We start from the raw sequence: 25,410 nt of genomic DNA on the forward strand, positions 1-25,410 counted from the left end.
CGGCCATTCAGGCTTATTGTCTACTCAGCGACACTGATCGTCAGACCAGCGGCGATGGCAAAAGGTGTCAAGGTCACCGCCAGTGCGGTGAGGCTGGCCAACCACAACAGGTGGCCGACCGCCGGCAATCCTTGCAGGCTGGCTTGTAACGCACCGCTGCCGAGAATCAGCACCGGGATATACAACGGCAAAATCAGCAGCGCGAGCAGCAGACCGCCGCGCTTGAGGCCCACCGTCAGCGCGGCGCCGACTGCACCGAGCAGGCTCAGCACCGGCGTGCCGAGCAGTAGCGAGATCAGCAATACCGGCAGGCAGCGCCCCGGCAAACCGAGCATCAACGCCAGCAGCGGCGCCAGCAGCACCAGCGCCAAGCCGGAGAACAGCCAGTGTGCCAGCACCTTGGCCAGAACCAGAAGAGCCAGGGGGTGCGGCGAAAGGACCCACTGTTCCAGCGAACCGTCCTCGAAATCACTGCGGAAAAGCCCGTCCAGCGAGAGCAGCACGGCCAAAAGCGCCGCTACCCACACCAGCCCCGGCGAAAGGCTTTGTAACAACTGCGTCTGCGGCCCCACCGCCAGCGGGAACAATGCAATCACGATGGCGAAGAACACCAGCGGGTTGGCCAGCTCAGCCGGACGACGAAATAACAGCCGCGCTTCACGGGCCAGCAACAGGCTAAAGACATTGCTCATAACGGACGTTGCCCTAAATCAAGCTCGCGGTAACCGGCCGGCTTGACCGTCAATTCATGGTGCGTGGTCAGCACCACCAGGCCACCCTGCTGACAATGCGCGGCCAGATGATTCTCCAACTGCGCAACCGCCGCTTTGTCCAGTGCAGTAAAAGGCTCATCCAGCACCCACAGCGGTGGCCCAGGCAGATACAGACGCGCCAACGCCACACGGCGTTGCTGCCCGGCGGACAGGGTATGACAGGGCACATCCTCAAAACCGCGCAGCCCCACCGCCGCCAACGCCTGCCAGATGGCCTCGCGCTCGGCGGGCTGATGCAGGGCGCAGAGCCAGGTGAGGTTCTCCTCGGCTGTGAGCAAGCCCTTGATGCCCGCGGCATGGCCGATCCACAACAGATTGCGCGCCAGCTCAGCGCGCTGCTCCGCCAGCGGACGGCCATTCAGGCGAATTTCACCGGCGGTAGGCTGCATCAACCCGGCCAGCAACCGCAGCAGACTGGTCTTGCCGCTGCCGTTGGGGCCAGCCACCTGCAACATCTCACCGGGAACCAGACGCAGCTCCAAACGCTCGAAGAGCATGCGCCAGTCCCGCTCACAGGCGAGCGCCACGGCTTCGAGAAGAGGACTGGTCAAGGCATCGGTACCTAAGATGGATGGCAAAAGCTGTTCAAGTCGGCAGAGTCTTGGCCGCTATACTGACGCAAGTGGAATGCGCAGCCGAACCAGACGGGGCGCGATTATACATGCCATGCCTCGCCTCCCGCAGTGGGCATTTTCGACAGGGTGTAACCCGCCAATGAGCGAAATCAGCAGTCCACGGCCTATTGCGCCAACGCCCCCCAGCACTCGCCCCAACGCCATAGCGGCGGACCTGGCGGTGAAACTGCTGCAGCCCATGCAAGGTCTGCTGGCCAGCGGTGAAACCGCCAAGGCCGAGGTCATCGCCCTCAAAGAAGTGGCGCAGAGTTTTCAGATGCTGCTCAAGCTGACCCTAAACAACGGCAGCCAGACCACCCTGGAAGCCAGTAGTCCACGCCCACTGGCCCAGGGCACATCCCTGGCCGTAACCGCCCTGTCGGAAACCCGCCTGGCGCTGTCTGTGCTGATGGGCGCTGATAAGCCCCTGACCAGCCTGGACCTCGACCAGTTGCCGGTTGGCACCCTGCTTCAGGGCAAGGTGGTGGCGCGCGAGCAGTTGCTGCAAACCCGCTCACAGCAAGTGATCTACAAAGTGCTAGTCAGCCTGCTCAACACGCCGCTGGCCGGCAGCAAGCTATCCCTGGAAACTCCCTTGGCACTCCCGCTGGGCAGCCTGCTCAGCGCCCAGGTACAAGGCAGCCAGGCGTTGAACTTCCTACCGCTAAGCGGCCGCCTCGATCAACTCGCCCTGAGCCAGCAACTGGGCAGCCAAAGCAATCGCCAAGGCTCACTGGAAGGCCTGTTCAGCGCCCTGCAAGGGCTGCGCGGCAATGCCGAAATGAGTGAAGGTCTGCGCACCAGCATCGACAAGCTCTTCGGCGCCATGCCCGACGCCGCTCAACTGAGCAGCCCCAAAGGCCTGGCCATGGCCCTGGAAAACAGCGGCATCCTGCTGGAAAGCAAACTGCTCGGTGGCCAGGGCCAGGCGCTGCCGACCGATCTGAAAGCCAACCTGCTGCGCCTGATCACCCAATTGCTGCCCAACCTGTCAGCCGGCACACCACTGGCCGCGGCCAATGCTGGCTCAGCCCTGGCTCAGGCGATGCCCGCCCTGGCCCGTGACCTGCTCGGCAGCCTTGGCAAAGCCACCAGCCGCCAGCAAGCGCTGAACTTCCCTCTGCCCTCGCGCCTGCTACAGGCGATGGAAGGCGAGGCCGATCTGGAAACCTTGCTGAAGCTCGCCGCTGCAGCCATCTCGCGCCTGCAGACCCATCAGCTCTCCAGCCTGGCGCAGAGCCAGGTCGGCCCGGACGGCAACCTGCTCACCACCTGGCAATTGGAACTGCCCATGCGTAACCAGCAGGAACTGGTGCCCTTGCAGGTAAAAATCCAGCGCGATGAAAGCAACCCACAAGGCAAGTCCGAGAAAAAGGAAACCCTGTGGAAGGTCGAACTGGCCTTCGACCTTGATCCGCTGGGGCCTCTGCAAGTACAGGCGCAACTGGCCCACGGCCGCTTTTCCAGCCAGCTGTGGGCCGAACGCAGCAGCACTGTCAGCCTGATCGATGCGGAACTGGACAACCTGCGCCAGCGCCTGAACACCGCCGGCGTGCAGGTTGGCGAACTGGCCTGTAGCCAGGGCGTGCCACCGCGCGGTCCGCGCACCACGCTGGAACAACGCTGGGTGGATGAAACCGCATGAAGAAGACCGCACCCCGCCAAGCCATCGCCCTCACCTACGACGGCCAGAATGCGCCCGTGCTCAGCGCCAAAGGCGATGACGAGCTGGCCGAAGCCATTCTCGCCATCGCCCGCGAATACGAAGTGCCGATCTACGAAAATGCCGAACTGGTGCGCCTGTTGGCGCGACTGGAACTGGGCGATGCAATTCCCGAACAGCTGTATCGCTGTATCGCGGAAATCATCGCCTTTGCCTGGTACCTGAAGGGTAAAGCGCCGGCCGGCAGTGAGCGCGATAGCGATATCACGCCGCCGCTGCGTCTATTGGAAGGCCCTGCACATTGATTACTGCTTGAGGGTTTGCGGAATCAGGAACGCTGCAGCTTGGCTTGCTGCATCTTGCTCACCAGTTCAGCCTCGGCCTTGCTCAGGCCACAGGACTGGGTCAGGTCATCCACGCTGGCGCCCATGCCAGCCAGACGCGCAGCCTGGGTAAACGACAGGCTACTGGGATCACGTTGCTCAATCTGATTGAGCTTGTCCGGTAACGGCGCGACCACCCGGCGCAACTCGTGCAACTCCTCACCCATCTGTACGCTACCGGTCAGGTAGGCATCCAGACGCCGACTAAGCTCCTTGAGCCGCCGGTCACGCACTGCGTCACGCTCGCCTTGCAGTTTTATGGCGTCGCGCAGCTGCCTGGTTAGCCAGGCGCATGCGCCTATCAGCCCCAGGCAAACCAGGGCCAGCGCGATCAGCAGCGCGTCGAGCATGGCTTAGATGCTCTCCAGATCGGACCACTCTTCTTCGCTCATCATCTTGTCCAGCTCGACCAGAATCAGCAGTTCGCCGTTCTTGTTGCACACGCCCTGGATAAACTTGGCGGATTCGTCGTTGCCAACGTTCGGCGCGGTCTCCACCTCGGATTGGCGCAGGTAAACCACCTCGGCCACGCTGTCGACCAGGATGCCAACCACTTGTTTGTCAGCTTCGATAATCACGATTCGGGTGTTATCGGTCACCTCAGTGGAGTCCAACCCAAAACGCTGACGCGTGTCGATCACGGTTACCACGTTGCCGCGTAGGTTGATGATGCCCAGCACATAGCTCGGAGCACCCGGCACAGGGGCAATCTCGGTATAACGCAGGACTTCCTGGACCTGCATCACATTGATGCCATAGGTCTCGTTGTCCAGGCGGAACGTTACCCACTGCAGAATCGGATCATCAGAACCTTGTGCAGAACTTTTCTTCATGTCCCTAGCCTCGTCATGAACCGCTCGCGGCGGCAATCGCGGGTGTATACCCCGCTGTGATTACTATAGATGCAAAGCTGCGCACATCGCACAGCCCGGCGTTATTCAATGTATCTGGCTGGCGGCCATGCGCTTGGCCGCACCACTGGCAATCAACTCCGCCAGGGATGCGACATCAAGCAAGGCGCACATATGTTCGATAACCGTACCCGCCAACCACGGACGCTGCGTGCGCTGGCTGCGCCATTTGACCTCGTTAGGGTCGAGACGGATCGAGCGGCTGACCTGATGCACCGCCAGCCCCCACTCATAGCCCTCAACGGAAATTACATACTGCAACCCTTCACGGAAATCATCGCGGTAACGATCAGGCATCACCCAGCGCGCGGTATCCAGCACCTTCAGGTTGCCGGCCTGGCACGGCAGTATGCCGAGAAACCAGTCAGGCTGGCCAAATAATGGCGTGAGCTCCTGGCCTTCCAGAGGATAAATCGAACCCAGGCACACCAGCGGCACCGCCAGGGTCAGCCCAGCAACATCAAACAGCAGGCATTCGAACGGCCCTTGAGCCCACTCAGGGCGGCCCTGTAACACAGGTTCAGGCACCACCAGCACCTGCGGGGCCTGCTGCACAGCTTCGACCACCACAGCAGCCTCAACCACCTCCTGCGGCGGCTCGACGCGGACTTCAATTTCCGGCGCGGGCATCTCGATGGTCGGCAGCACCAACGGCCGCGACGCCAGTTCAACCACAGGTTTGGCCGTCACGGTTTGTACTTGCGGCATGGTGCGCGCATCGCGCACCTGCTCTTCCAGCACCGCTGCTTCGAACTCATCCAGAGTGATGCTTTCGGCAAACTCGACCGCAGCCTCCTGCAGCAAGCCGTCCAGATAGGACTGCAAGGCCAGTTGCGAACGTGTAGCGGTGGCTAGGGGACGACTCATGAATACAACCCGCAATAACAATCTGTACAGACTATCGGCCGCGCTAGCGGCAGACTTGAGCCTATATCTTCAGCATAGCCGTTCATCTCAGGCGACCTGTGCGGCAATCTGCTGCGACAGCAGGTGCTTGAGCAACGCACGGTAGGCGATTACGCCACGGCTATTGTTGTCAAACTTGGACGGTGTAAGCCCTGCTCGGCTGGCATCACGCAGACGTGTATCCACCGGAATATAAGCCGGCCACAGGTGCTCGGGGTAGGTGTTGCGCAACACCCGCAACGTGCCCATGGAAGCCTGGGTGCGCCGATCAAACAGGGTCGGCACGATGGTGTAGGGCAACGCCTGCTGACGCGAACGGTTGATCATCGCCAGGGTATTGACCATCCGCTCCAGGCCTTTGACGGCTAGAAACTCGGTCTGCACCGGAATCACCAGTTGCTGACTGGCAGCCAGGGCGTTGACCATCAGCACGCCGAGCAAGGGCGGGCTGTCGATCACCGCATGATCGAAGTCCTGCCAGAGCTGCGCCAGGCTCTTGGCAATCACCAGGCCCAGCCCACTCTGCCCGGGCGACTGACGCTCCAGCGTGGCCAGCGCCGTGCTCGACGGCAGCAGGGAAATACGCTCATCACTGGTAGGCAGCAGCAATTGCTGCGGCAAACCGCGCGGCACACTGCCTTTATGCTGAAACAGATCGAAGCTGCTGTGCTCCAGACTGTCCGGGTCATGCCCGAAATAGCTGGTCATCGATCCATGGGGATCGAGATCGACGATCACCACACGCTTGCCGGCATCGGCCAACAGGCCTGCCAGAGCGATTGATGTGGTGGTCTTGCCGACTCCACCTTTTTGATTGGCTACTGCCCAGACTCTCATCGTTATCATCCTCCCGGTACAGCTGCAGCCTGACCGAGAACGGGGCCACCCTTATGGGGCCGGCGACGGGGGATTGACGGCACCCGCTTGCGGGGCCGGCGCTGCCGGGGCTGGTGCAGATTGCGTGCCAGCCCGTTGCAAGGCCGCATCGGGCTTGGCATTGGCGCTGCCGACACCACTCACGCTACGGCGCACATCTAGATTGCGCGAGATTACCAACACCACCCGCCGATTACGCCCACGCCCCTCGGCGGTGGTGTTATCCGCGACGGGCTGGAACTCGCCATAACCGACTGCCGCCAGCCGGCCGGGGTTGACCCCATCCATAGTCAGCATACGCACGATACTCGCAGCCCGCGCGGTAGACAGTTCCCAGTTGGTCGGGAACTGCGCCGTCTGAATCGGCAGGTTGTCGGTAAAGCCTTCCACGTGAATCGGGTTTTCATAGGGTGCCAGAATTTTGGCTACTTTTTCGATAATGTCGAAAGCCGCATTGTTGGGAATGGCATCCCCGCTGGTAAACAGCAGGCTGGAGCTAAGCTCGATCTCGATCCATAACTCATTGCCACTGACCTTGAGCTGCTCGGACTGAATCAAGTCGCCAAAGGCCTCACGCACGCTGCTGGCGATATTCTGCAGATCATCGGCAGATGACTGCGCGTTTTCCTCATCCACCAGCGAACGATCTGGCTCAGTGGTGCGCGGCCGCTCCTCACCCACCGGAATCGGCTTGATCGCCCGATCCGGCTGATTGAACACCCCGGTCAGGCTGTCGGAAAGAATCTTGTACTTGCCTTCGTTGATTGAGGAAATCGAATACATGACCACAAAAAACGCGAACAGCAAGGTGATGAAGTCGGCATAGGAGACCAACCAACGTTCATGGTTTTCATGTTCTTCTTGATGACGCCTGCGGGCCATAAGGTGTCCCCATCAATCCATAAAGCCTTGCAGCTTCAATTCGATGGAGCGCGGGTTTTCACCCTCGGCAATCGACAGGATGCCCTCGAGCAGCATCTCGCGATAACGCGACTGACGCTGGGCGATGGCCTTGAGCTTGTTGCCAATCGGCAGCAGCAGCAGGTTGGCAAACCCCACGCCGTAGATGGTTGCCACAAAAGCCACGGCAATCCCGGCACCCAGCTTGCTCGGGTCAGCCAGGTTGCCCATCACATGTATCAGGCCCATCACGGCGCCGATAATGCCAATGGTCGGCGCGTAGCCGCCCATGCTTTCGTACACCTTGGCGGCTTGAATATCGCGGCCTTCCTGGGTGTACAGATCGACTTCAAGAATACTGCGAATAGCCTCAGGCTCCGCGCCATCGACCAACAGCTGCAAACCTTTGCGGGCGTAAGGGTCGGCTTCTACATCAGCCACCGCTTCAAGGCCGAGCAGGCCTTCCTTGCGCGCCGTCATGCTCCAGCCAACCACCCGGTTGATACCGCCGGCCAGGTCCACCCGCGGCGGAAAGAAGATCCAGCTGATGATTGCCAGAGCCCGCTTGAACACGTTCATCGGCGCCTGCAAAAACGCCGCGCCCAGGGTGCCGCCGATCACGATCAGCGCAGCCGGCCCATTGAGCAAAGCGCCAGCGTGGCCACCTTCAAGGTAGTTGCCGCCGAGGATCGCGACAAAGGCCAGGATGACCCCAATAAGGCTCAGTACATCCATTAAATGCAGGTCTCCGCCAGGTGCCTGCCAATATCATCCAGCGGGTAGATGGCGTCGGCCAGGTTGGCTTTGACGATGGCCATGGGCATGCCGTAAATCACGCAGCTGGCTTCATCCTGCGCCCACACCTGGCTGCCACCCTGCTTGAGCAGGCGTGCACCTTCACGACCGTCCGCGCCCATGCCGGTCAGCACCACCGCCAGCACCTTGTCGCCATAGGACTTGGCCACCGAGCCGAAGGTGATATCGACGCAGGGCTTGTAGTTCAGGCGCTCATCACCGGGAAGGATTTTCACCACACCACGGGCGTCGACCATCATCTGCTTACCGCCAGGCGCCAGCAGCGCAAGGCCGGGGCGCAATACATCACCGTCCTCGGCTTCCTTGACACTGATACGGCACAGCTTGTCGAGGCGCTCGGCAAAGGCCTTGGTGAAAGCGGCCGGCATATGCTGGATCAGCACAATCGGCGCTGGAAAGTTAGCTGGCAACTGGGTCAACACGCGCTGCAGCGCCACCGGCCCCCCTGTCGAGGTGCCAATCGCCACCAGCTTGTAGGACTTGCGCTTAGGCGCCGCACTGGCCACCGCCGGCGCGGGAGCCGCCGCTGGGCGACCAAGCGTACTGGTGGTAGTTGCAGGGCGTGCCACAGGCTTGGTTTGCGCAGCAGGTGTCGCGCTTGGCGCAACCACAGGCGGCGGACTCAGACTGCGACGGTTACTGCGGGCAATGGTATGAATTTTTTCGCAGAGCAGCTGTTTGACCCGCTCCGGGTTGCGCGAAATATCCTCGAAATTCTTCGGCAGGAAATCCACCGCACCGGCTTCCAGCGCATCCAGCGTCACGCGCGCGCCTTCGTGGGTCAGCGAGGAAAACATCAGTACCGGCGTCGGACAGCGCTGCATGATGTTACGCACGGCCGTGATGCCATCCATCATCGGCATCTCGTAATCCATGGTAATCACATCGGGCTTGAGCGCCTGCGCCTGCTCGATGGCTTCACGGCCGTTAGTGGCGGTGCCGATTACCTGAATATTCGGATCGGCTGAAAGAATTTCCGACACGCGCCGACGAAAAAAGCCGGAGTCATCAACCACCAACACCTTAACAGCCATAAACACTCCTAAGCGGCGCGACAAATAGCTGCGCCGCTAACAATCAGATACGCCGAGCGTAACGTTTGAGCATGCTCGGCACGTCAAGAATCAGGGCGATACGTCCATCACCGGTGATGGTCGCGCCCGACATGCCTGGAGTGCCCTGCAGCATTTTGCCCAGCGGCTTGATCACCACTTCTTCCTGACCGACCAGTTGATCGACCACGAAGCCGATACGCTGGCTGCCAACGGTGAGAATCACCACATGGCCCTCGCCCTGCTCCACATGAGCAGCACTGCCGATCAACCAGCGCTTGAGGTAGAACAGCGGCAAAGCCTTGTCACGCACGATCACCACTTCCTGGCCGTCGACCACATTGGTTCGCGACAGGTCGAGGTGGAAAATCTCGTTAACGTTGACCAGTGGGAAGGCGAACGCTTGATTGGCCAACATCACCATCAGCGTCGGCATGATCGCCAGAGTCAGCGGCACCTTGATGACGATCTTCGAGCCCTGACCCTTGACCGAAAACACGTTGACCGTGCCATTGAGCTGGGAAATCTTGGTTTTCACCACGTCCATGCCCACACCGCGACCGGACACATCGGAAATTTCGGTCTTGGTCGAAAAGCCCGGCGCGAAGATCAGGTTGTAGCATTCGAACTCATTGAGGCGGTCGGCAGCGTCCTTATCCAGCAGACCTTTCTCCACGGCTTTGGCACGCAGCTGATCGGCATCCATACCTTTGCCATCATCGGAGATCGACAGCAGGATATGGTCGCCCTCCTGCTCGGCGGACAGGATCACCTTGCCGCCACGTGGCTTGCCCGAGGCTTCGCGCTCTTCCGGGGTTTCAATGCCGTGGTCGACCGCGTTACGCACCAAGTGGACCAATGGATCGGCCAGGGCTTCAACAAGGTTCTTGTCGAGATCGGTTTCTTCACCGACCAGCTCCAGGTTGATCTCTTTTTTCAGGTTGCGCGCCAGATCGCGGACCAGACGCGGGAAGCGCCCGAAGACCTTCTTGATCGGCTGCATGCGGGTTTTCATCACCGCCGTTTGCAGATCAGCCGTTACCACATCCAGGTTGGACACTGCCTTGGACATGGCTTCATCGCCACTGCTGGCACCCAGACGCACCAGACGGTTCCGCACCAGCACCAGTTCGCCGACCATGTTCATGATTTCATCCAGCCGCGCGGTATCAACCCGCACAGTGGTTTCCGCCTCGCTAGGCGGCGCAGCCTTCTCGGCTGTAGGTGCGGCAGCCGGAGCAGCAGGTGCCTTGGCCGGCTCCGCCTTGGCAGCAGGTTTTGCAGCGGGTTTAGCGGCGGCCTTGGCAGGTTCAGCAGGTTTGGCAGCCGGCGCTGGCGCAACAGGTTTGATCGCTTCAGGCTCGACAAACTTGCCTTTGCCATGCAGTTGATCAAGCAGTGCTTCGAACTCATCGTCGGTGATATCACCGCTCGGCGCGGCAGCAGGCTCAGCTTTGGCCGCAGGTGCGGCAGGCGCCGCTACAGCAGGCGGGACAAACTGGCCTTTGCCATGCAACTGATCGAGCAGCGATTCGAACTCATCATCAGTGATCTCATCGCCGGCCGAGGCTGTTGCCGCTGGCGCAGCAGCAACTGGCGCGGCCGGTGCAACAGCAACGTCAGGCGCTACAAACTGCCCCTTGCCGTGCAGCTGATCGAGCAAGGATTCAAATTCATCATCGGTGATTTCATCACTGCTGGCTGCACTGGGAGCTTGCGCCGGAGACTCGTCCAAGGAGCCCAGCAACTGCTCGAACTCACTGTCGGTGATATCGCCAGCAGCCTCAGCAATCTCGATTTCAGGCTCGGGCTCAGCCTGCGCTTCAACCGGCGCGGCTTCCTCTGCACCTGCTGGCTCAGCCAGGCGTGCCAAGGCAGCAAGCAGTTCAGGAGTGGCGGGAGTCAGGTCAGTACGCTCACGTACTTCGGTAAACATGCTGTTGACGGCATCCAGTGCTTCCAGCACCACATCCATCAACGCGGAGTCGACGCGCCGCTCACCCTTACGCAGGATGTCGAAGACGTTTTCTGCGATATGGCAGCATTCCACCAGCTCGTTGAGCTGGAGAAAACCGGCACCACCTTTGACGGTATGAAACCCGCGAAAAATAGCGTTGAGCAGATTCATGTCGTCCGGGCGACTTTCCAGCTCAACGAGCTGTTCGGACAGTAGTTCAAGAATCTCGCCGGCCTCTACCAGGAAGTCCTGGAGGATTTCTTCATCGGCGCCGAAGCTCATAAGACGTGCTCCTAAAATCCCAGGCTGGAAAGCAGGTCGTCGACATCATCCTGATTGGATGCGACGTCTTCACGCTTATCGGCATGAATCTGCGGACCTTCACCATGCGAAGGCTCTTTTTGTTTTTCTTGTTCGGCACGCAACAACTCATGGTTGTGCTCAATGCCGGCAAACTGATCCACCTGACTGGCCATCAGCACCAGCTTCAGCAGGTTGCTTTCCACTTCGGTCACCAGCTGCGTTACACGCTTGATCACCTGACCGGTCAGATCCTGATAATCCTGAGCCAGCAAAATGTCATTGAGATGCCCAGAAATCTTGGCACCATCACGCTCGCTGCGAGCAAGAAACAGCTCAACGCGCTTGGCCAGTTCACGGAAACCATCGGCGCTCATCTCGCGGCGCATAAAGCGCCCCCAGTCAGCGCTCAGGCTTTGCGCCTCATCACTGAGGTCATTAACCAGTGGTGCGCTCTGCTCAACCAGATCCATGGTGCGATTGGCCGCTTTCTCGGTCATCGTCACCACGTAATTCAGCCGCTCGGTGGCATCGGTGATTTGCGAGACCTCAGTGGCATGCGGCACGCGAGGGTCGAGCTGGAAATTGACAATGGCGTTATGCAGCTCACGGGTCAGCTTGCCGACCTCGTGATACAGGCCGCGATCACGCGCCTTGTTGAGCTCATGTATCAGCTGTACCGCTTCACCAAAGTTGCCTTGTTCCAGGCTGTCTACCAGTTGGCGAGCGTTGTGTTTCAGGGTCGACTCAAGGTCACCCTGAACGGAATCTTTATGTTCCATAGCACCCTCATGGCAGACATCAGCCGTTGACCCGCTCGAAGATCTTTTCAATCTTCTCTTTCAGTACCTGGGCAGTGAACGGTTTGACTACATAACCGTTAACCCCAGCCTGGGCTGCTTCGATGATCTGATCGCGCTTGGCTTCTGCGGTAACCATCAACACCGGCAGGGTTTTCAGGCGCTCATCGGCACGCACCGCGCGCAGCAGGTCGATGCCCGTCATGCCGGGCATGTTCCAGTCAGTCACCAGAAAATCGAAGCTGCCGCTCTGCAGCATGGGCAGCGCGGTGACGCCATCATCGGCTTCCGCTGTGTTGGTGAACCCCAAGTCACGCAGGAGGTTCTTGATGATCCGTCGCATCGTTGAAAAGTCATCAACGATGAGGATTTTCATGTTCTTGTCCAAGTCGACCTCCGTACAGTCCCAAACGCACCCAGCAACCTGTATGCGCTTTTAATCGTGAAACCGGCCCAGCGTTAGCGAATGCAACTCAATGTGCGCGCCACTCGCCCAGACGAGCGCGTAAACGAGCGGCACACTGACTGTGTAGTTGGCTTACACGTGATTCGCTAACCCCCAACACCTCGCCGATCTCTTTAAGATTCAATTCTTCATCGTAATATAGCGCTAACACCAGGCGCTCGCGCTCCGGCAGGTTGGCAATGGCATCTGCCAGGGCCGCCTGAAAGCGTTCATCTTCCAGATCACGAGAAGGTTCGAGGTGGTTGCTGCCAGCGTCTTCACCCAACCCACCGTGTTCACCGTCCTGCAACAGGTCGTCGAAACTGAACAGGCGGCTGCCTAAAGTGTCGCCAAGAATGCCGTAGTAATCCTCGAGACTCAATTGGAGTTCGGCCGCAACCTCTTGATCTTTAGCGTCTCTGCCGGTTCTGGCCTCAATTTTTCGAATTGCGTCGCTGACCATGCGGCTATTGCGATGCACTGAGCGGGGCGCCCAGTCACCTTTGCGCACTTCATCAAGCATCGAACCGCGAATGCGAATGCCGGCGAATGTCTCGAAACTGGCGCCTTTGCTGGAGTCGTATTTTTTTGACGCTTCGAGCAGGCCGATCATCCCGGCCTGAATCAGATCGTCTACCTGCACATTGGCCGGTAGACGGGCCAGCAGGTGATAGGCAATGCGTTTGACCAGGGGCGCGTAGCGCTCGATCAACTGGTGCTGGGAATCCTGCGCCTGCGCCTTGCTATACATACGAAGTCCAGAGGCTGCTGTCATATGGCCGTGTCCGCGATCGGTTGCTGCACCAGACGCTCAACGAAAAACTCCAAATGACCGCGCGGGTTGGCCGGTAACGGCCAGGCGTCGACTTTCTGGGCTATCGCCTTGAACGCCAGCGCGCACTTCGAGCGCGGGAAGGCTTCGTAGACCGCGCGCTGCTTCTGCACGGCCTTGCGCACTGACTCGTCATACGGCACGGCGCCTACGTACTGCAGGGCAACGTCGAGAAAACGGTCGGTGACTTTAGTCAGCTTAGCAAAGAGGTTGCGACCTTCCTGCGGGCTGTGGGCCATATTGGCCAATACACGGAAACGATTCATGCCGTGGTCGCGGTTGAGCAATTTGATCAGCGCGTAGGCGTCGGTAATCGAAGTCGGTTCATCGCACACCACCACCAGCACTTCCTGGGCGGCGCGCACGAAGCTGACCACGCCATCACCGATACCGGCAGCGGTGTCGATGATCAGCACATCGAGGTTGTCACTGATATCGCTGAATGCCTGAATCAGCCCGGCATGCTGCATGGGTGACAGCTGCACCATGCTCTGAATGCCAGACGCCGCCGGCACGATACGAATGCCCCCCGGCCCCTGCAGTAAGACATCGCGCAGCTCACATTCGCCGCTGATAACGTCTTCCAGGGTGCGTTTGGCGCTCAGGCCAAGCAGCACATCGACGTTGGCCAAGCCCAGGTCGGCGTCCATCAACATCACCCGACGGCCGAGATCAGCCAGGGCCAACGCCAGGTTCACCGAGACGTTGGTCTTACCGACGCCACCTTTGCCGCCGGTCACCGCAATCACCTGTACGGGATGCATACCCATATTTCTACACACCTTGTCTAACTTCGACTGGAGCCACTTGGCCGGCTAAGCGCGGTTCAATTCCAACAGCCTGACGCTTAACTGACGCGTCGTGCGGGTTGCTGGTAAAGGCCGGCAAACATCTCCGCCATCGTATCCTCGCTTGGATCCTGGGTCGCCTGCAGCCCTACGGCCCGGCTAACCAGTTGATGACTGCGGGGAATCTGCAAGTCATCGGGAATGCGTGGCCCATCAGTGAGATAGGCTACCGGTAGACGCTGGCTAATAGCCAGTCCTAAAACCTCACCCAGGCTAGTGGCTTCATCCGCCTTGGTCAGGATGCAGCCAGACAAGCCGCAGCGCTTATAACTATGGTAGGCGGCTTTCAGCACTTGGCCCTGGCTGGTAGCGGCCATTACCAGATAATTTTTTGCATTGACGCCACGGCTGGCCAGGGTTTCCAGCTGCATACGCAGGGCTGGGTCGTTGGCTGGCAGGCCGGCAGTGTCGATCAGCACCACACGCTTGCGCGCCAGCGGGGCCAGGGCCTGGGTCAGCGACTGCCCCGGGTCGACCAGAGTTACCGGCACATTGAGGATGCGCCCCAGAGTCTTGAGTTGTTCTTGAGCGCCGATGCGGTAACTGTCCAGGCTGACCAGGGCAATATGCTGCGCGCCGTACTTGAGCACGTAACGCGCGGCCAGCTTGGCCAGGGTGGTGGTCTTGCCCATGCCCGCCGGGCCCACCAGAGCGATTACACCGCCCTCTTCCATTGGCTCTTGCTTCGGCGTTTTGATTGCGTGAGCCAGATGCGCCAGCAACATGCGCCAGGCCTGACGCGGTTCGGTCACGGTGCTGACACGCTCCAGCAGCGCTTTCGACAATTCGGCCGACAGGCCCATGCGCTGCAGGCGGCGCCACAGATTGGCTTGCTGCGGACGACGGTTCTGCAGCTGGCCCCAGGCAATCGAGCCCAGCTGCACTTCGATCAGTTCACGCAGGCCGTGCAGTTCAAAACGCATGGCATCCAGGGCACGCTGATCGGTTGCCACAGCAGGCGCAGCCTGAGATTTGCGCATCACGGCAGCCAGGCTGTCAGCAGGCAGGCTATCGGCAGCGCCAAACAGCTGGCGGTCCTTGCCGGCATCGACTTGGGTGCGGGTGGTCAGCTCGGCCTGGGCCGTGGCGATTTTTGCCTGGGTCTTGCGCAGCTCGGCTTCCAGCGCCGGGTTGGGCTGACGGGCCGGTGCGGCAGGCACCTGATAATCCAGTGCGGCGGTCAGTTCGACACCGCCGGCTACCCGGCGATTGCCAATGATCGAGGCATCGGCACCCAGCTCATCACGCACCAGCTTCATGGCGGTACGCATATCGGCGGCGAAAAAGCGTTTGACCTGCATGGCCTGTAACCTCGGTTAGTTCTGCCCCACCGTCGCAACGATGGTGACCTGCTTGTTATCCGGAATTTCCTGGTATGCCAGTACATGGATACTCGGAACCGCCAGCCGCGCGAATCGCGAGAGCATCGCCCGGACCGGACCGGCTACCAGCAGAATCACTGGCTTGCCGAGCATTTCCTGGCGCTGCGCCGCTTCCACCAGGGAACGCTGCAGCTTCTCGGCCATGCCCGGCTCCAGGAGGATGCCCTCCTCGGAGCCTTGACCGGCCTTCTGGATACTGTTGAGCAATATCTGTTCCAACCTGGGTTCCAGGGTGATCACAGGCAGCTCCAGCTCTAGTCCCACAATGCTTTGCACGATTGCCCGAGCTAACGCGACGCGTACAGCGGCGACCATCGCGGCGGGATCTTGACTCTTCACCGCGACATTGGCGATGGCCTCGGCAATGGTGCGGATATCGCGCACCGGCACTTGCTCCTGCAGCAAGGTCTGCAGCACCTTGAGCAGGGTCGACAGGGAAATCATCCCCGGCACCAGCTCCTCGGCCAGCTTGGGCGAGCTCTTGGCCAGCAACTGCATCAGTTGCTGCACTTCTTCGTGACCGAGCAGCTCGTGGGCATGCTTGTGCAGCACTTGGTTGAGGTGGGTGGCGACCACGGTGCTGGCGTCCACCACGGTGTAGCCGAGCGACTGCGCCTGATCACGCTGAGTCGGGTCGATCCACACCGCCTCCAGACCAAATGCCGGGTCTTTAGCGGCGATACCGTTAAGCGGGCCGAACACCTGACCGGGGTTGATCGCCAGTTCACGATCCGGATACACCTCGGCCTCGGCCACGCTGACGCCCATCAGGGTCAGGCGATAGGCATTGGGCTGCAGGTCAAGGTTGTCGCGGATATGCACCGAAGGCATGAGAAAGCCCATCTCCTGGGAAAGCTTCTTGCGCACGCCCTTGATCCGCGCCAGCAGCTGCCCCCCCTGATTACGGTCCACCAGTGGAATCAGGCGATAGCCCACCTCCAGGCCGACCATATCCACCGGGGTTACATCATCCCAGCCTAGCTCTTTGACCTCCTGGGCCTTCTGCGCCGGCAGCAACTCCTGCTGGCGCTGCACCTCCTTGATCTCGTTTTCCTTGGTTGCACGCTGCTTGTTGGCAATCCAGTACGCCGCACCGGCAGCCACCAGGCCCAGGCTGATAAAGGAAAAATGCGGCATGCCGGGGACCAGGCCCATGGTGATCATCACCGCAGCGGTCACCGCCAGCGCACGCGGCGAGGCGAACATCTGCCGATTGACCTGGGCGCCCATGTCTTCCGAACTGGAAACCCGGGTCACCATGATCGCCGCAGCTGTCGACAGCAGCAGCGAAGGGATCTGCGCCACCAGACCATCACCGATAGTCAGCAAGGTGTAGATGCGCCCAGCGTCAACAAAACTCAGAGAGTGCTGGAACATGCCGATGGCAATGCCACCGATCAGGTTGATAAACAGAATCAGCAGACCGGCAATCGCATCGCCGCGCACGAACTTGCTGGCACCGTCCATGGAACCGTAGAAGTCAGCCTCCTGAGACACTTCACTGCGACGCTTCTTGGCCTCAGCCTGGTCGATCAACCCGGCATTTAGATCAGCGTCGATGGCCATCTGCTTGCCGGGCATGGCATCCAGGGTGAAACGTGCGCTGACTTCGGAGATACGCCCAGCGCCCTTGGTGACCACCACGAAGTTGATGATCATCAGGATCGCGAACACCACGATACCGACCACGTAGTTGCCGCCGATCACCACTTCACCGAAGGCCTGGATCACCTTACCTGCGGCGTCGTGACCGTCCTGGCCGTTGAGCAGCACCACCCGCGTGGAGGCGACGTTGAGCGCCAGGCGCAGCAAGGTGGCCGCCAGCAGAATGGTCGGGAATACCGCGAAATCCAGTGGACGCAAGGCGTAGATCGCCACCAGCAAGACAACAATCGACAGGGCAATACTGAAGGTGAACAGCACATCGAGGAGAAACGGTGGAATCGGCAGCATGACCATGCCCAGCATGACCAGCAGCATCAGCGGTATGCCCAGGTTGCCCTGCTTCAACCCCGACAGGTTGCTGCGCACATCACCGATCATTTGCGAGCGATCTATTGCCACACCACTACCCCAGCCAATTCAATCTTTTGACGCGAGCCGCGCCTTTGGGGAGGGTTTTGCAAGAAGCTGTCCAACTTTGCCAGAGCCAGGCAAACAACCGCCAAGCCTGCTGCAATGAGGCTAAGCGTCACTCGTCGCGGCGTAAATCCGGCGGAATTGGCATATCCGGCAGCGGCCCTGGGCGCTTGCCCTTGCCGGCCTGGTACTGGCGCAGCTGGTAGACGTAAGCCAGCACCTGGGCGATGGCCAGGTACAGGCCGGCCGGGATTTCCTGATCCAGTTCGGTGGAATAGAACACCGCCCGCGCCAAGGCCGGCGACTCCAGCACCATCACCTTGTGCTCATTGGCGATTTCGCGAATCTTCAATGCGGTGAAATCACCACCTTTGGCCAGCAGCACTGGAGCGCTGCCCTTGGCCGGGTCGTACTTCAAGGCCACGGCAAAGTGCGTCGGGTTGGTGATCACCACGTCGGCGTCGGGTACCGACTGCATCATGCGCCGCTCGGCCATTTCCCGCTGCAGCTGGCGAATACGCTGCTTGACCTCGGGCTTGCCTTCGCTGTCCTTGTACTCGTCGCGTACTTCCTGCTTGGTCATCATCAGCTTCTGCTTGCTGCTCCAGAGCTGAAACGGCACGTCTACGGCGGCAATCAGAATCAACCCGCAGGACATCCACAGCGCACTCCAGCCCACCACCGTTACAGCATGCAGGATGGCCGACTCAATCGGCTCATGGACAATCGCCAGCAGGTCGTCCTGCCAGGCCGACAACACGGCAACGCCTACCAGCAGAATCAGAATGAACTTGGCCAGGGCTTTGAGCAGCTCGACCAGCGCCTGCACAGAAAACATCCGCTTCAGCCCGGCCAGTGGATTCATTCGACTGGCCTTGGGCGCCATGGCCTCGGCAGAAAACAGCCAGCCCCCAAGAGATATCGGCCCCAGGATGGATGCAATCAACAACAGCATAAACAACGGGAACAGCGACTCCAGGGCAGCCTCCCCAGACGCCGCCAACCACAGCCCCATGCTCCGCTCATCCATGATCACGTCACGCGACAACGAGAAGTTGCCACGCATGATGTCGAGCATGGCGCTGCCCATGCTGCCGCCAAACGCCAGCAAGCCGCCGAAGCCGCCGAGGGTTACGGCCAGGGTATTAAGCTCTTTGGAACGGGCGATCTGGCCCTTCTCACGGGATTCGCGTACGCGCTTCTCCGTGGGTTCCTCACTCTTATCGGCACCGCTCTCGGATTCGGCCATGGCTTAACTCGCCCGCGCCATTTCACGCAAGAATTGCAACGCCTCGGTGGCAAACACCTGGTACTGCGCAAGGATATCGGCCATGCCGATCCAGACGATTACCATACCCAGCACCAGGGTCAGCGGAAAACCAATGGAGAAAATATTCAACTGCGGCGCGGCGCGGGTCATGACCCCGAACGCCAGGTTGACCACCAGCAGCGCGGTAACTGCCGGCAACACCAGAAGCAAGGCTGCGCCCAGCACCCAGTTCAGCTTATTGGCAATTTCCCAGTAGTTCTCCACCAGAAAACCACCACCCACTGGCAGGGTGAAAAAACTTTCGGTGAGCACTTCGAACACCACCAGATGAGCATTCATGGCGAGAAACAGCAGGGTGACCAGGATCATAAACACCTGACCAATCACCGGCACCGAAATACCGTTAGCCGGGTCGACCATGGAGGCAAAGCCCAGGCCCATCTGCATGGCGACGATCTGCCCGGCAATCGCAAAAATCTGGAAGAACAGCTGCAGAATAAAACCCAGCATCATGCCAATCAGAATCTCCTGGGCGATCCAGATAAACGCCTGCACGCTGATCGCATCGATCACCGGCATCGGCGGCAGGGTCGGCATGATCACCAGACAGATAGCCAAGGACAGATACAGGCGTACACGCGCCGACACCAGCTGCGTGCCAATGATCGGCATAAACATCAGCAGCGCAGCAATGCGAAACAGCGGCAGCAGAAAACTGCCCACCCACGCACCGATCTGCTCGTTGCTTAGCTCGAGCATGTCAGCCGATCAGCATCGGAATATTCATGATCAGGTTCTCGGTGTACTCCATCAGCTGACGCACCAGCCAGGGACCGGCAAAAATCAGCACCAGCAAAATGACCAACAGCCTGGGTAAAAAACTCAAGGTCTGCTCGTTGATCTGAGTCGCGGCCTGAAACATCGCCACCAACAACCCAACTATCAGACTCGGCACCACCAGAATCGCCACGATGCTGGCGGTCAGCCACAGGGCACCACGCACAATATCCACCGCCACTTCAGGGGTCATGGCTAGGTGCCTCCGAAGCTGGCGGCCAGGGTGCCCATAATCAGCGCCCAACCATCAATCAACACAAACAGCATGATCTTGAACGGCAGGGAAATAATCAGCGGCGAGAGCATCATCATCCCCATCGCCATCAGAATACTGGCGACCACCATGTCGATGATCAGGAACGGGATAAAGATCATAAAGCCGATCTGGAAGGCGGTTTTCAGCTCGGAGGTGACAAACGCCGGCACCAGAATGGTCAACGGCGCATCTTCCGGCGTGGCAATGTCGGTACGCTTGGACAGGCGCACAAACAGCTCCAGATCACTTTCGCGGGTCTGCGCCAGCATAAAGTTCTTGATCGGCCCTTCGGCCTTGACGATGGCGTCCTGCGCCGTCATCTGCTCGTTCAGGTAGGGCTGCAGCGCCTCGCGGTTAATCTGATCGAACACCGGGGCCATGATAAACATGGTCAGAAACAGCGCCAGGCCAACCAGAATCTGGTTCGACGGCGTCTGCTGCAAGCCCAGGGCCTGACGCAGAATCGAGAAGACGATGATGATCCGGGTAAAGCTGGTCATCAGCATGACAAACGCTGGAATAAAGCTCAGCGCCGTCATGATCAGCAAGATCTGCAGGCTGACCGAATATTCCTGCTGCCCGGCCGTGTCAGTACTCAGGGTGATTGCCGGGATCGACAGCGGGTTGCTGCCCGACTGAATCAAGGTACTGGCAGTCGGCGGATCTGCGGCGAACGCCAGCGAAGCCCCCAGGCTAAAAACCAACACCAGCAACAAACGCAGCATCAAGACTTGTCCTTCTGGTCCTTGCCCAACAACTCCATCAGGCGCTGGGCAAACTCGGTAGAAGCCGGCTCGGCATCCGGTAAATGCACCGGCTCCTTCAACACATGCAGCGAGGTGATGTTGCCTGGCGTCAACCCCAGCAACACCTGCTCGCTGCCCACCTGCACCAGCACCAGGCGATCACGCGGGCCCAGGGCCTGGGTTGCCAATACCTTGATCACCTGACCGCCACGCGGCACGATTTGCTGCACCCGGCGCATCAGCCAGGCCAGCAGAAAGATCAAACCGATCACCAGCAGCAGACCCAGCAGCAACTGCACAAGCTGCCCGCCCATGCCCGCTCCAGCAAGGGGTACAGCCGTTTGCGCGGCAGGCTCTGCAGCAATCGCTGCAAAGGGTAAAGCCAGGCCCAGCAGAAGGAGTCTATGCATGGTTAGCGCAGCTTCTTGATGCGTTCGCTTGGGCTGATCACGTCGGTCAGGCGAATGCCAAACTTTTCGTTCACCACCACCACTTCGCCGTGGGCAATCAGGGTGCCGTTGACCAGTACATCCAGCGGCTCACCGGCCAGGCGATCCAGCTCAATCACCGACCCCTGGTTAAGCTGCAGCAGGTTGCGGATGGTGATATCGGTATTGCCGACTTCCATGGAGATCGACACCGGGATATCCAGAATCACATCCAGATTCGGCCCGTCCAGATTAACCGGCAGATTGATCTTCGGCGCACTGTCGAACTCTTCCATCGGCGCACGCGGCGCCGCTGGCCCTGGATCGCTGGCGGCAAGCATGGCGTCGATATCGTCCTGTCCGGCATCACCGGCCTCGGACAATGCAGCCGCCCACTCATCAGCAAGTGCCTGTTCCTCGGGGGAGCTGGCTTCGTTTTCGTTTTCGTCTGCCATCGTTTTTCCTCGGCTGGCGTTGAATAGGGGGATTAGCGGTTACGCTCAATGGGGCCGAGCACCTGCAAAGCCAGTTTGCCTTTGTGCGCCCCCATCTTGACCTTGAATGAGGGCACGCCGTTGGCACAGAGCACTACGCTTTCCGGCAATTCCACCGGTATCACGTCACCGGGCTGCATATGCAGAATGTCGCGCAGCTTGAGCTGGCGGCGGGCAACAGTTGCGCCCAGCGGCACACTGACGCCAAGAATGTCTTCGCGTAGCGCCTTGATCCAGCGCTCGTCCTGATCGTCGACATCGGACTGGAAGCCCGCGTCGAGCATCTCGCGGATCGGCTCGATCATCGAATAAGGCATGGTGATATGCAGGTCGCCGCCACCGCCGTCCAGCTCGATATGGAAGGTGGAGACCACAATCACTTCACTGGGGCTGACGATGTTGGCCAGCGCCGGGTTCACTTCCGAGTTGACGTACTCGAAGTTGATATCCATCACCGCGTGCCAGGCTTCCTTGAGGTCGATAAACGCCTGATCCAGCACCATGCGCACCACGCGCAACTCGGTGGGGGTGAATTCGCGACCTTCGATCTTGGCGTGACGGCCGTCGCCGCCAAAGAAGTTATCCACCAGCTTGAACACCAGCTTGGCATCGAGAATAAACAAGCCAGTGCCGCGCAGCGGCTTCATCTTTACCAGGTTGAGGCTGGTCGGCACGTACAGCGAGTGCACGTACTCACCGAATTTCATCACCTGCACGCCACCCACCGCCACATCGGCAGAACGGCGCAGCAGGTTGAACATGCTGATACGGGTATAGCGGGCGAAACGCTCGTTGATCATCTCAAGCGTCGGCATGCGCCCACGGACAATCCGGTCCTGGCTGGTCAGGTCATATTGTTTGACGCTTCCCGGTTCGGCTTCGTCCTCGGTTTCAACCAAGCCGTCATCGACACCATGCAGCAGGGCATCGATTTCATCCTGGGAAAGCAGGTCTTGCACAGCCATATACGGCTCCTGATTACTGCAACACGAGGTTGGTGAACAACACTTGCTCGACCGTAACCTTGCCGGTCTCTTTCTCGGCCAGCTCCTGCACGCTGGCGGTCGCCTGCTGGCGCAGCATTTCTTTGCCCACCGGGGTAATCAGGGAAGCAAAGTCCTGACCGGAAAACAGCATCACCAGGCGGTTACGTAACACCGGCATATGCACCTTGAGCGCATCCAGGGCCGCCTGATCACGGGTCATCAGAGCCACGCTGACCTGCATATAGCGGGCACGGCCCTGATGGTTGAAGTTCACCACAAAGGCCGGCGACAACTCTTCATAGATCGCCGCCTGCTTGACTGGCACCGCAGGCTCGGCACTGGCTTCTGCCTTGGCCTCATCAGCACCTGCATCCTTTTTGTTCAGAAAGAACAAGGTTCCCCCCACGGAAAGGCCCACAGCCAGCAGCACAGCAATAACGATAATAATGATCAGCTTCATTTTGCCGGCTGGTTTCGCCTCGGCATTTGCCGCTGCGGGTGCTGCTTCTTTCTTAGCCATGCCAATAATCCGTCGTTATTCGGAGTTCTATCCGTTTTCAAAGGGTTAAGAGCAAGTGTTATGCCAGTCTGTTAACAAACCTGCTCAGTACGGGTGGCCCAGCACCTGCGGGTGATATGGCCAAGGCATTAGATAAACCCACGCCCCAAAAAAATCGCCCAGCTCCCACACAATGGGAGCCGGGCGAAATGCAGTTTAGATCAGTGGGGCAAGCAACTACAGCAGCAAGCGCTCTATGCGTAGTAATCGACCAAGCCACGAGCACTCACTGATGTCGTGCGAGCCGCTTCGGCAGCGTTCGAATGCAGTTCCTCATCCGCGCCGAGCAATTCACTGGAGGCGCCACCGCGACCTTTACCACCATCGCCCTCCTGCCCTTGCCAGCCACGGCTGAGCGACTGATCGGAGACGTTCACGTCCAGCTGGTTCATGCCCTGCTGGGCGAACAGCTCACGTAGGCGGTGCATCTGCGAATCCAGCGCCTCACGCACCCCGGCATGCGGGCTGGCGAAGGTGACCTGGCTCTGCTCCTGGTTGACGCTGATACGCACTTCCAGACGGCCCAGCTCAGCTGGATCAAGCTGAATCTCGGCAGACTTGAGGTTCTGGCTGGACATCACCATCACCCGATCCACCACCGCTTCACTCCAACCGCCCTGCTGCATGGGCACCGGCTGCCCAACCACCACCGGCGCGCGGGCGGACAGCGGGGTCTGTTGAGCAATGGCCTGGCTCAGCGCATTCAGCTTGCTGACAAAGTTTTCCGGCGTATTGTTCGCCGTACCTTCCTTCAGCGCTTCAAGGCCTTTGCCGGTAAGAGCTTCGAGCTTTAATTCCGGCAGCTCCAGGGCATCGTCTTCTACTGGTACTTCATCCTGTACAACCTGACTGGCCAGCAAACTCTGGCTGACGCTTTGCGCCTGCGCTGAGGGGGTCGCTGCCTGGTCGGACTGCAGCTTTTCCTTAGCCCCCATCTCCAAAGCCATACGAACGGCCGGCAACTGGTTAAGTGCATCCAGCTCAGGATCAAAGCTGGCCTCGGTCATGCTCGCCGGGCCCGAGCCGGTCAGGCTGGTCGTAGCCACGGGCAGCATGTCGCTGACGGTTGTCAGCTCTTCGCTTTCCTCGGGGGGCAACTCACCGGTAATGCCCAACAACAGCAACGGATCAAGCACAACACCTTCAACAGTCGGCTCGCTCGGCAAAGGCTTGCCGCTATCGGCAAGCCCGCTCTGCCCAGCAGCGGCAAGGGCCTGTGCATCCTCACTTGGTTTTTCCGCCGGTTTACTCTCCCGTGCGGGCTTAGCAGATGCATCGCTGCGCTCGGAGGCCTTGGCCTGACGCTCTCTGGCATATACCTGAGAGAAGCTGGAAGCCTCATTTCTATTAGGCTGCGCGGGTTTTTCAGGCGGTTTTGATGCAGCAGCCCTGGGCTTTACTTCAGGTGCCGACTTGAGCAGCAGATCGGGGGCAACGGACATGGATACTCTCCGTTCGGGGTTGGTCGTGCGGAGAGTTTTGCAAGGCGCGGGCCAACTTGTTGGCCCGCAGGTTCAGCAGGGGGAAATACAGCAACTTGGGACACAAGCAGCAAGACTAGTGCCGATAACGCTGACGTTCGGATTTAAGCAGGATGCGCACAATGGCAAATTCACGCTCAATCTGCTCGACCAGCTCAGGGGCCTGTTCCAACTGCTCGCGCCGCCCGGCCTCCTCCAGCTGCTTGCACAGCCCAGCCAGCATCAGCGCGCCCATATTGCTGCAGCTGCCTTTAAAGCTGTGCGCCGCCAGGCGCAAGCTCTGCGCATCGGCCGCCCGCTCAGCCTGACGCAGCACCAACAGGCGCTCTTCGGAGTCGATCAGGAAGGTATCCAGCAGCACCGGGTATTCATCTTCCATGACGTCCTGCAAAGCCGCCAATACTGCGCTATCAAGGTGAATATCGGACAACTGCTCGCTCCCCTGGCGTATTGCCTTGGATTATGCCCCAGGCAACCAGGAAAACTCCACGCGCACCCCCGGTTCGCCGTCGCCCCAACTGCAACGCTCACTCAGTTGTCTGACCAGCGCCAGCCCGCGACCGCTCAAGCTATGGGCATCGCGGGGTTCCACCGGTAATTGCTGGGCATCGAAGCCCGAACCGCTGTCTTCGACCCGGACGATCAAGCGCCCGCCCGCACCCTCGGGCAGCAATTGCAGATGAAAGCGCACAAAGCCGTCGGTCAGCGCAGCCAGCCTTACGCTGCGCTGGCGATAATACTCGGCAAACCCTTCGGCATTGGCCTTGAGCGCCGAATCAAGGCCCAGCACGCCATGCTCCAGCGCATTCGAATACA

General features: G+C 59.8%; 29 protein-coding genes. 2 read left to right on the forward strand and 27 right to left on the reverse strand.

Translation table 11 applies throughout. From position 1 onward, the window contains the following. Positions 1 to 20: 20 nt before the first annotated feature. Together ccmB and ccmA are read right to left on the reverse strand one after the other, a co-directional pair. Entirely contained in the window at positions 21 to 692 is a 672-nt protein-coding gene (gene ccmB, locus Q8O69_RS18495) for a heme exporter protein CcmB (RefSeq protein ID WP_090252142.1), read from the reverse strand. Then, on the reverse strand, positions 689 to 1,324 hold the full coding sequence (ccmA, locus tag Q8O69_RS18500; protein ID WP_305593663.1) for a cytochrome c biogenesis heme-transporting ATPase CcmA: 636 nt from the start codon (positions 1,322 to 1,324) through the stop codon (positions 689 to 691). Before ccmA ends, ccmB begins: the two co-directional genes overlap by 4 nt. 163 nt (positions 1,325 to 1,487) lie before the next feature. On the opposite strand from ccmA, the gene Q8O69_RS18505 reads away from it, so the two are divergent. Further along, positions 1,488 to 3,032, forward strand: coding sequence for a flagellar hook-length control protein FliK (locus Q8O69_RS18505; RefSeq protein ID WP_305593664.1), 1,545 nt, complete (start codon positions 1,488 to 1,490; stop codon positions 3,030 to 3,032). Continuing rightward, entirely contained in the window at positions 3,029 to 3,355 is a 327-nt protein-coding gene (locus Q8O69_RS18510) for an EscU/YscU/HrcU family type III secretion system export apparatus switch protein (RefSeq protein ID WP_305593665.1), read from the forward strand. Before Q8O69_RS18505 ends, Q8O69_RS18510 begins: the two co-directional genes overlap by 4 nt. A 23-nt stretch (positions 3,356 to 3,378) precedes the next feature. On the opposite strand, the gene Q8O69_RS18515 is transcribed toward Q8O69_RS18510, so the two are convergent. From Q8O69_RS18515 to Q8O69_RS18635, 25 genes are all read right to left on the reverse strand, one after another. After that, positions 3,379 to 3,783, reverse strand: a complete 405-nt coding sequence (locus Q8O69_RS18515) for a DUF2802 domain-containing protein (protein WP_305593666.1) — start codon at positions 3,781 to 3,783, stop codon at positions 3,379 to 3,381. A gap of 3 nt (positions 3,784 to 3,786) precedes the next feature. After that, the gene (locus tag Q8O69_RS18520) at positions 3,787 to 4,266 is read right to left on the reverse strand and encodes a chemotaxis protein CheW (RefSeq protein ID WP_090252131.1); all 480 of its coding nucleotides are present in this window, start codon (positions 4,264 to 4,266) and stop codon (positions 3,787 to 3,789) included. Positions 4,267 to 4,371: 105 nt separating this feature from the next. Continuing rightward, positions 4,372 to 5,211: a CheW domain-containing protein gene (locus Q8O69_RS18525; protein WP_305593667.1), complete on the reverse strand. Its 840-nt coding sequence runs from the start codon at positions 5,209 to 5,211 to the stop codon at positions 4,372 to 4,374. A gap of 87 nt (positions 5,212 to 5,298) precedes the next feature. After that, positions 5,299 to 6,087: a ParA family protein gene (locus Q8O69_RS18530; protein ID WP_275963057.1), complete on the reverse strand. Its 789-nt coding sequence runs from the start codon at positions 6,085 to 6,087 to the stop codon at positions 5,299 to 5,301. A gap of 51 nt (positions 6,088 to 6,138) precedes the next feature. Then, a complete protein-coding gene (motD, locus tag Q8O69_RS18535) occupies positions 6,139 to 7,008 on the reverse strand; it encodes a flagellar motor protein MotD (RefSeq protein ID WP_275963056.1) in 870 nt (289 codons plus the stop codon). A gap of 12 nt (positions 7,009 to 7,020) precedes the next feature. Next, entirely contained in the window at positions 7,021 to 7,761 is a 741-nt protein-coding gene (locus tag Q8O69_RS18540; RefSeq protein WP_305593668.1) for a flagellar motor protein, read from the reverse strand. Continuing rightward, on the reverse strand, positions 7,761 to 8,876 hold the full coding sequence (locus tag Q8O69_RS18545) for a chemotaxis response regulator protein-glutamate methylesterase (RefSeq protein ID WP_305593669.1): 1,116 nt from the start codon (positions 8,874 to 8,876) through the stop codon (positions 7,761 to 7,763). Before Q8O69_RS18545 ends, Q8O69_RS18540 begins: the two co-directional genes overlap by 1 nt. 43 nt (positions 8,877 to 8,919) lie before the next feature. Next, complete coding sequence (locus Q8O69_RS18550; RefSeq protein WP_305593670.1) at positions 8,920 to 11,133, reverse strand: chemotaxis protein CheA; 2,214 nt, start codon at positions 11,131 to 11,133, stop codon at positions 8,920 to 8,922. Positions 11,134 to 11,144: 11 nt separating this feature from the next. Next, entirely contained in the window at positions 11,145 to 11,933 is a 789-nt protein-coding gene (locus Q8O69_RS18555; RefSeq protein ID WP_305593671.1) for a protein phosphatase CheZ, read from the reverse strand. 19 nt (positions 11,934 to 11,952) lie between these two features. Then, positions 11,953 to 12,327 (reverse strand): chemotaxis response regulator CheY, encoded by a 375-nt coding sequence (locus Q8O69_RS18560; protein ID WP_178091816.1) that lies wholly within the window; start codon positions 12,325 to 12,327, stop codon positions 11,953 to 11,955. Between the two features lie 97 nt (positions 12,328 to 12,424). Then, a complete protein-coding gene (fliA, locus tag Q8O69_RS18565; RefSeq protein WP_167145311.1) occupies positions 12,425 to 13,171 on the reverse strand; it encodes an RNA polymerase sigma factor FliA in 747 nt (248 codons plus the stop codon). Next, positions 13,168 to 13,998, reverse strand: a complete 831-nt coding sequence (fleN, locus tag Q8O69_RS18570) for a flagellar synthesis regulator FleN (protein WP_090252106.1) — start codon at positions 13,996 to 13,998, stop codon at positions 13,168 to 13,170. The genes fliA and fleN overlap by 4 nt, the downstream gene beginning before the upstream one ends. 77 nt (positions 13,999 to 14,075) lie before the next feature. Then, complete coding sequence (gene flhF / locus Q8O69_RS18575; protein ID WP_305593672.1) at positions 14,076 to 15,377, reverse strand: flagellar biosynthesis protein FlhF; 1,302 nt, start codon at positions 15,375 to 15,377, stop codon at positions 14,076 to 14,078. 15 nt (positions 15,378 to 15,392) lie between these two features. After that, positions 15,393 to 17,516, reverse strand: coding sequence for a flagellar biosynthesis protein FlhA (gene flhA, locus Q8O69_RS18580; RefSeq protein ID WP_305593684.1), 2,124 nt, complete (start codon positions 17,514 to 17,516; stop codon positions 15,393 to 15,395). Between the two features lie 133 nt (positions 17,517 to 17,649). Further along, complete coding sequence (gene flhB, locus Q8O69_RS18585; RefSeq protein ID WP_305593673.1) at positions 17,650 to 18,786, reverse strand: flagellar biosynthesis protein FlhB; 1,137 nt, start codon at positions 18,784 to 18,786, stop codon at positions 17,650 to 17,652. 3 nt (positions 18,787 to 18,789) lie between these two features. Continuing rightward, positions 18,790 to 19,566, reverse strand: a complete 777-nt coding sequence (gene fliR, locus Q8O69_RS18590; protein WP_305593674.1) for a flagellar biosynthetic protein FliR — start codon at positions 19,564 to 19,566, stop codon at positions 18,790 to 18,792. A 1-nt stretch (position 19,567) separates the two neighbouring features. Next, on the reverse strand, positions 19,568 to 19,837 hold the full coding sequence (fliQ, locus tag Q8O69_RS18595; protein WP_136666312.1) for a flagellar biosynthesis protein FliQ: 270 nt from the start codon (positions 19,835 to 19,837) through the stop codon (positions 19,568 to 19,570). A gap of 2 nt (positions 19,838 to 19,839) precedes the next feature. After that, positions 19,840 to 20,625 carry a flagellar type III secretion system pore protein FliP gene (gene fliP, locus Q8O69_RS18600; protein WP_305593675.1) on the reverse strand — a complete coding sequence of 262 codons (786 nt, stop codon included), beginning with the start codon at positions 20,623 to 20,625 and terminating at the stop codon, positions 19,840 to 19,842. Continuing rightward, positions 20,625 to 21,056 (reverse strand): flagellar biosynthetic protein FliO, encoded by a 432-nt coding sequence (gene fliO, locus Q8O69_RS18605; protein ID WP_305593676.1) that lies wholly within the window; start codon positions 21,054 to 21,056, stop codon positions 20,625 to 20,627. Before fliO ends, fliP begins: the two co-directional genes overlap by 1 nt. A 2-nt stretch (positions 21,057 to 21,058) precedes the next feature. Further along, positions 21,059 to 21,529 carry a flagellar motor switch protein FliN gene (gene fliN, locus Q8O69_RS18610; RefSeq protein ID WP_275963045.1) on the reverse strand — a complete coding sequence of 157 codons (471 nt, stop codon included), beginning with the start codon at positions 21,527 to 21,529 and terminating at the stop codon, positions 21,059 to 21,061. Positions 21,530 to 21,561: 32 nt separating this feature from the next. After that, positions 21,562 to 22,533 carry a flagellar motor switch protein FliM gene (gene fliM, locus Q8O69_RS18615; protein WP_090252087.1) on the reverse strand — a complete coding sequence of 324 codons (972 nt, stop codon included), beginning with the start codon at positions 22,531 to 22,533 and terminating at the stop codon, positions 21,562 to 21,564. Positions 22,534 to 22,546: 13 nt separating this feature from the next. After that, positions 22,547 to 23,074 carry a flagellar basal body-associated protein FliL gene (gene fliL, locus Q8O69_RS18620; RefSeq protein ID WP_305593677.1) on the reverse strand — a complete coding sequence of 176 codons (528 nt, stop codon included), beginning with the start codon at positions 23,072 to 23,074 and terminating at the stop codon, positions 22,547 to 22,549. 233 nt (positions 23,075 to 23,307) lie between these two features. Next, the gene (locus tag Q8O69_RS18625) at positions 23,308 to 24,555 is read right to left on the reverse strand and encodes a flagellar hook-length control protein FliK (protein ID WP_305593678.1); all 1,248 of its coding nucleotides are present in this window, start codon (positions 24,553 to 24,555) and stop codon (positions 23,308 to 23,310) included. Positions 24,556 to 24,670: 115 nt separating this feature from the next. After that, a complete protein-coding gene (locus tag Q8O69_RS18630) occupies positions 24,671 to 25,024 on the reverse strand; it encodes an Hpt domain-containing protein (RefSeq protein WP_275963041.1) in 354 nt (117 codons plus the stop codon). Between the two features lie 30 nt (positions 25,025 to 25,054). Next, a partial coding sequence (locus tag Q8O69_RS18635; protein WP_305593679.1) for an ATP-binding protein occupies positions 25,055 to 25,410 on the reverse strand: 356 nt, incomplete at its 5' end.

Origin of the sequence: Pseudomonas sp. (assembly GCF_030690725.1) — a bacterium.
Classification (GTDB): domain Bacteria; phylum Pseudomonadota; class Gammaproteobacteria; order Pseudomonadales; family Pseudomonadaceae; genus Aquipseudomonas.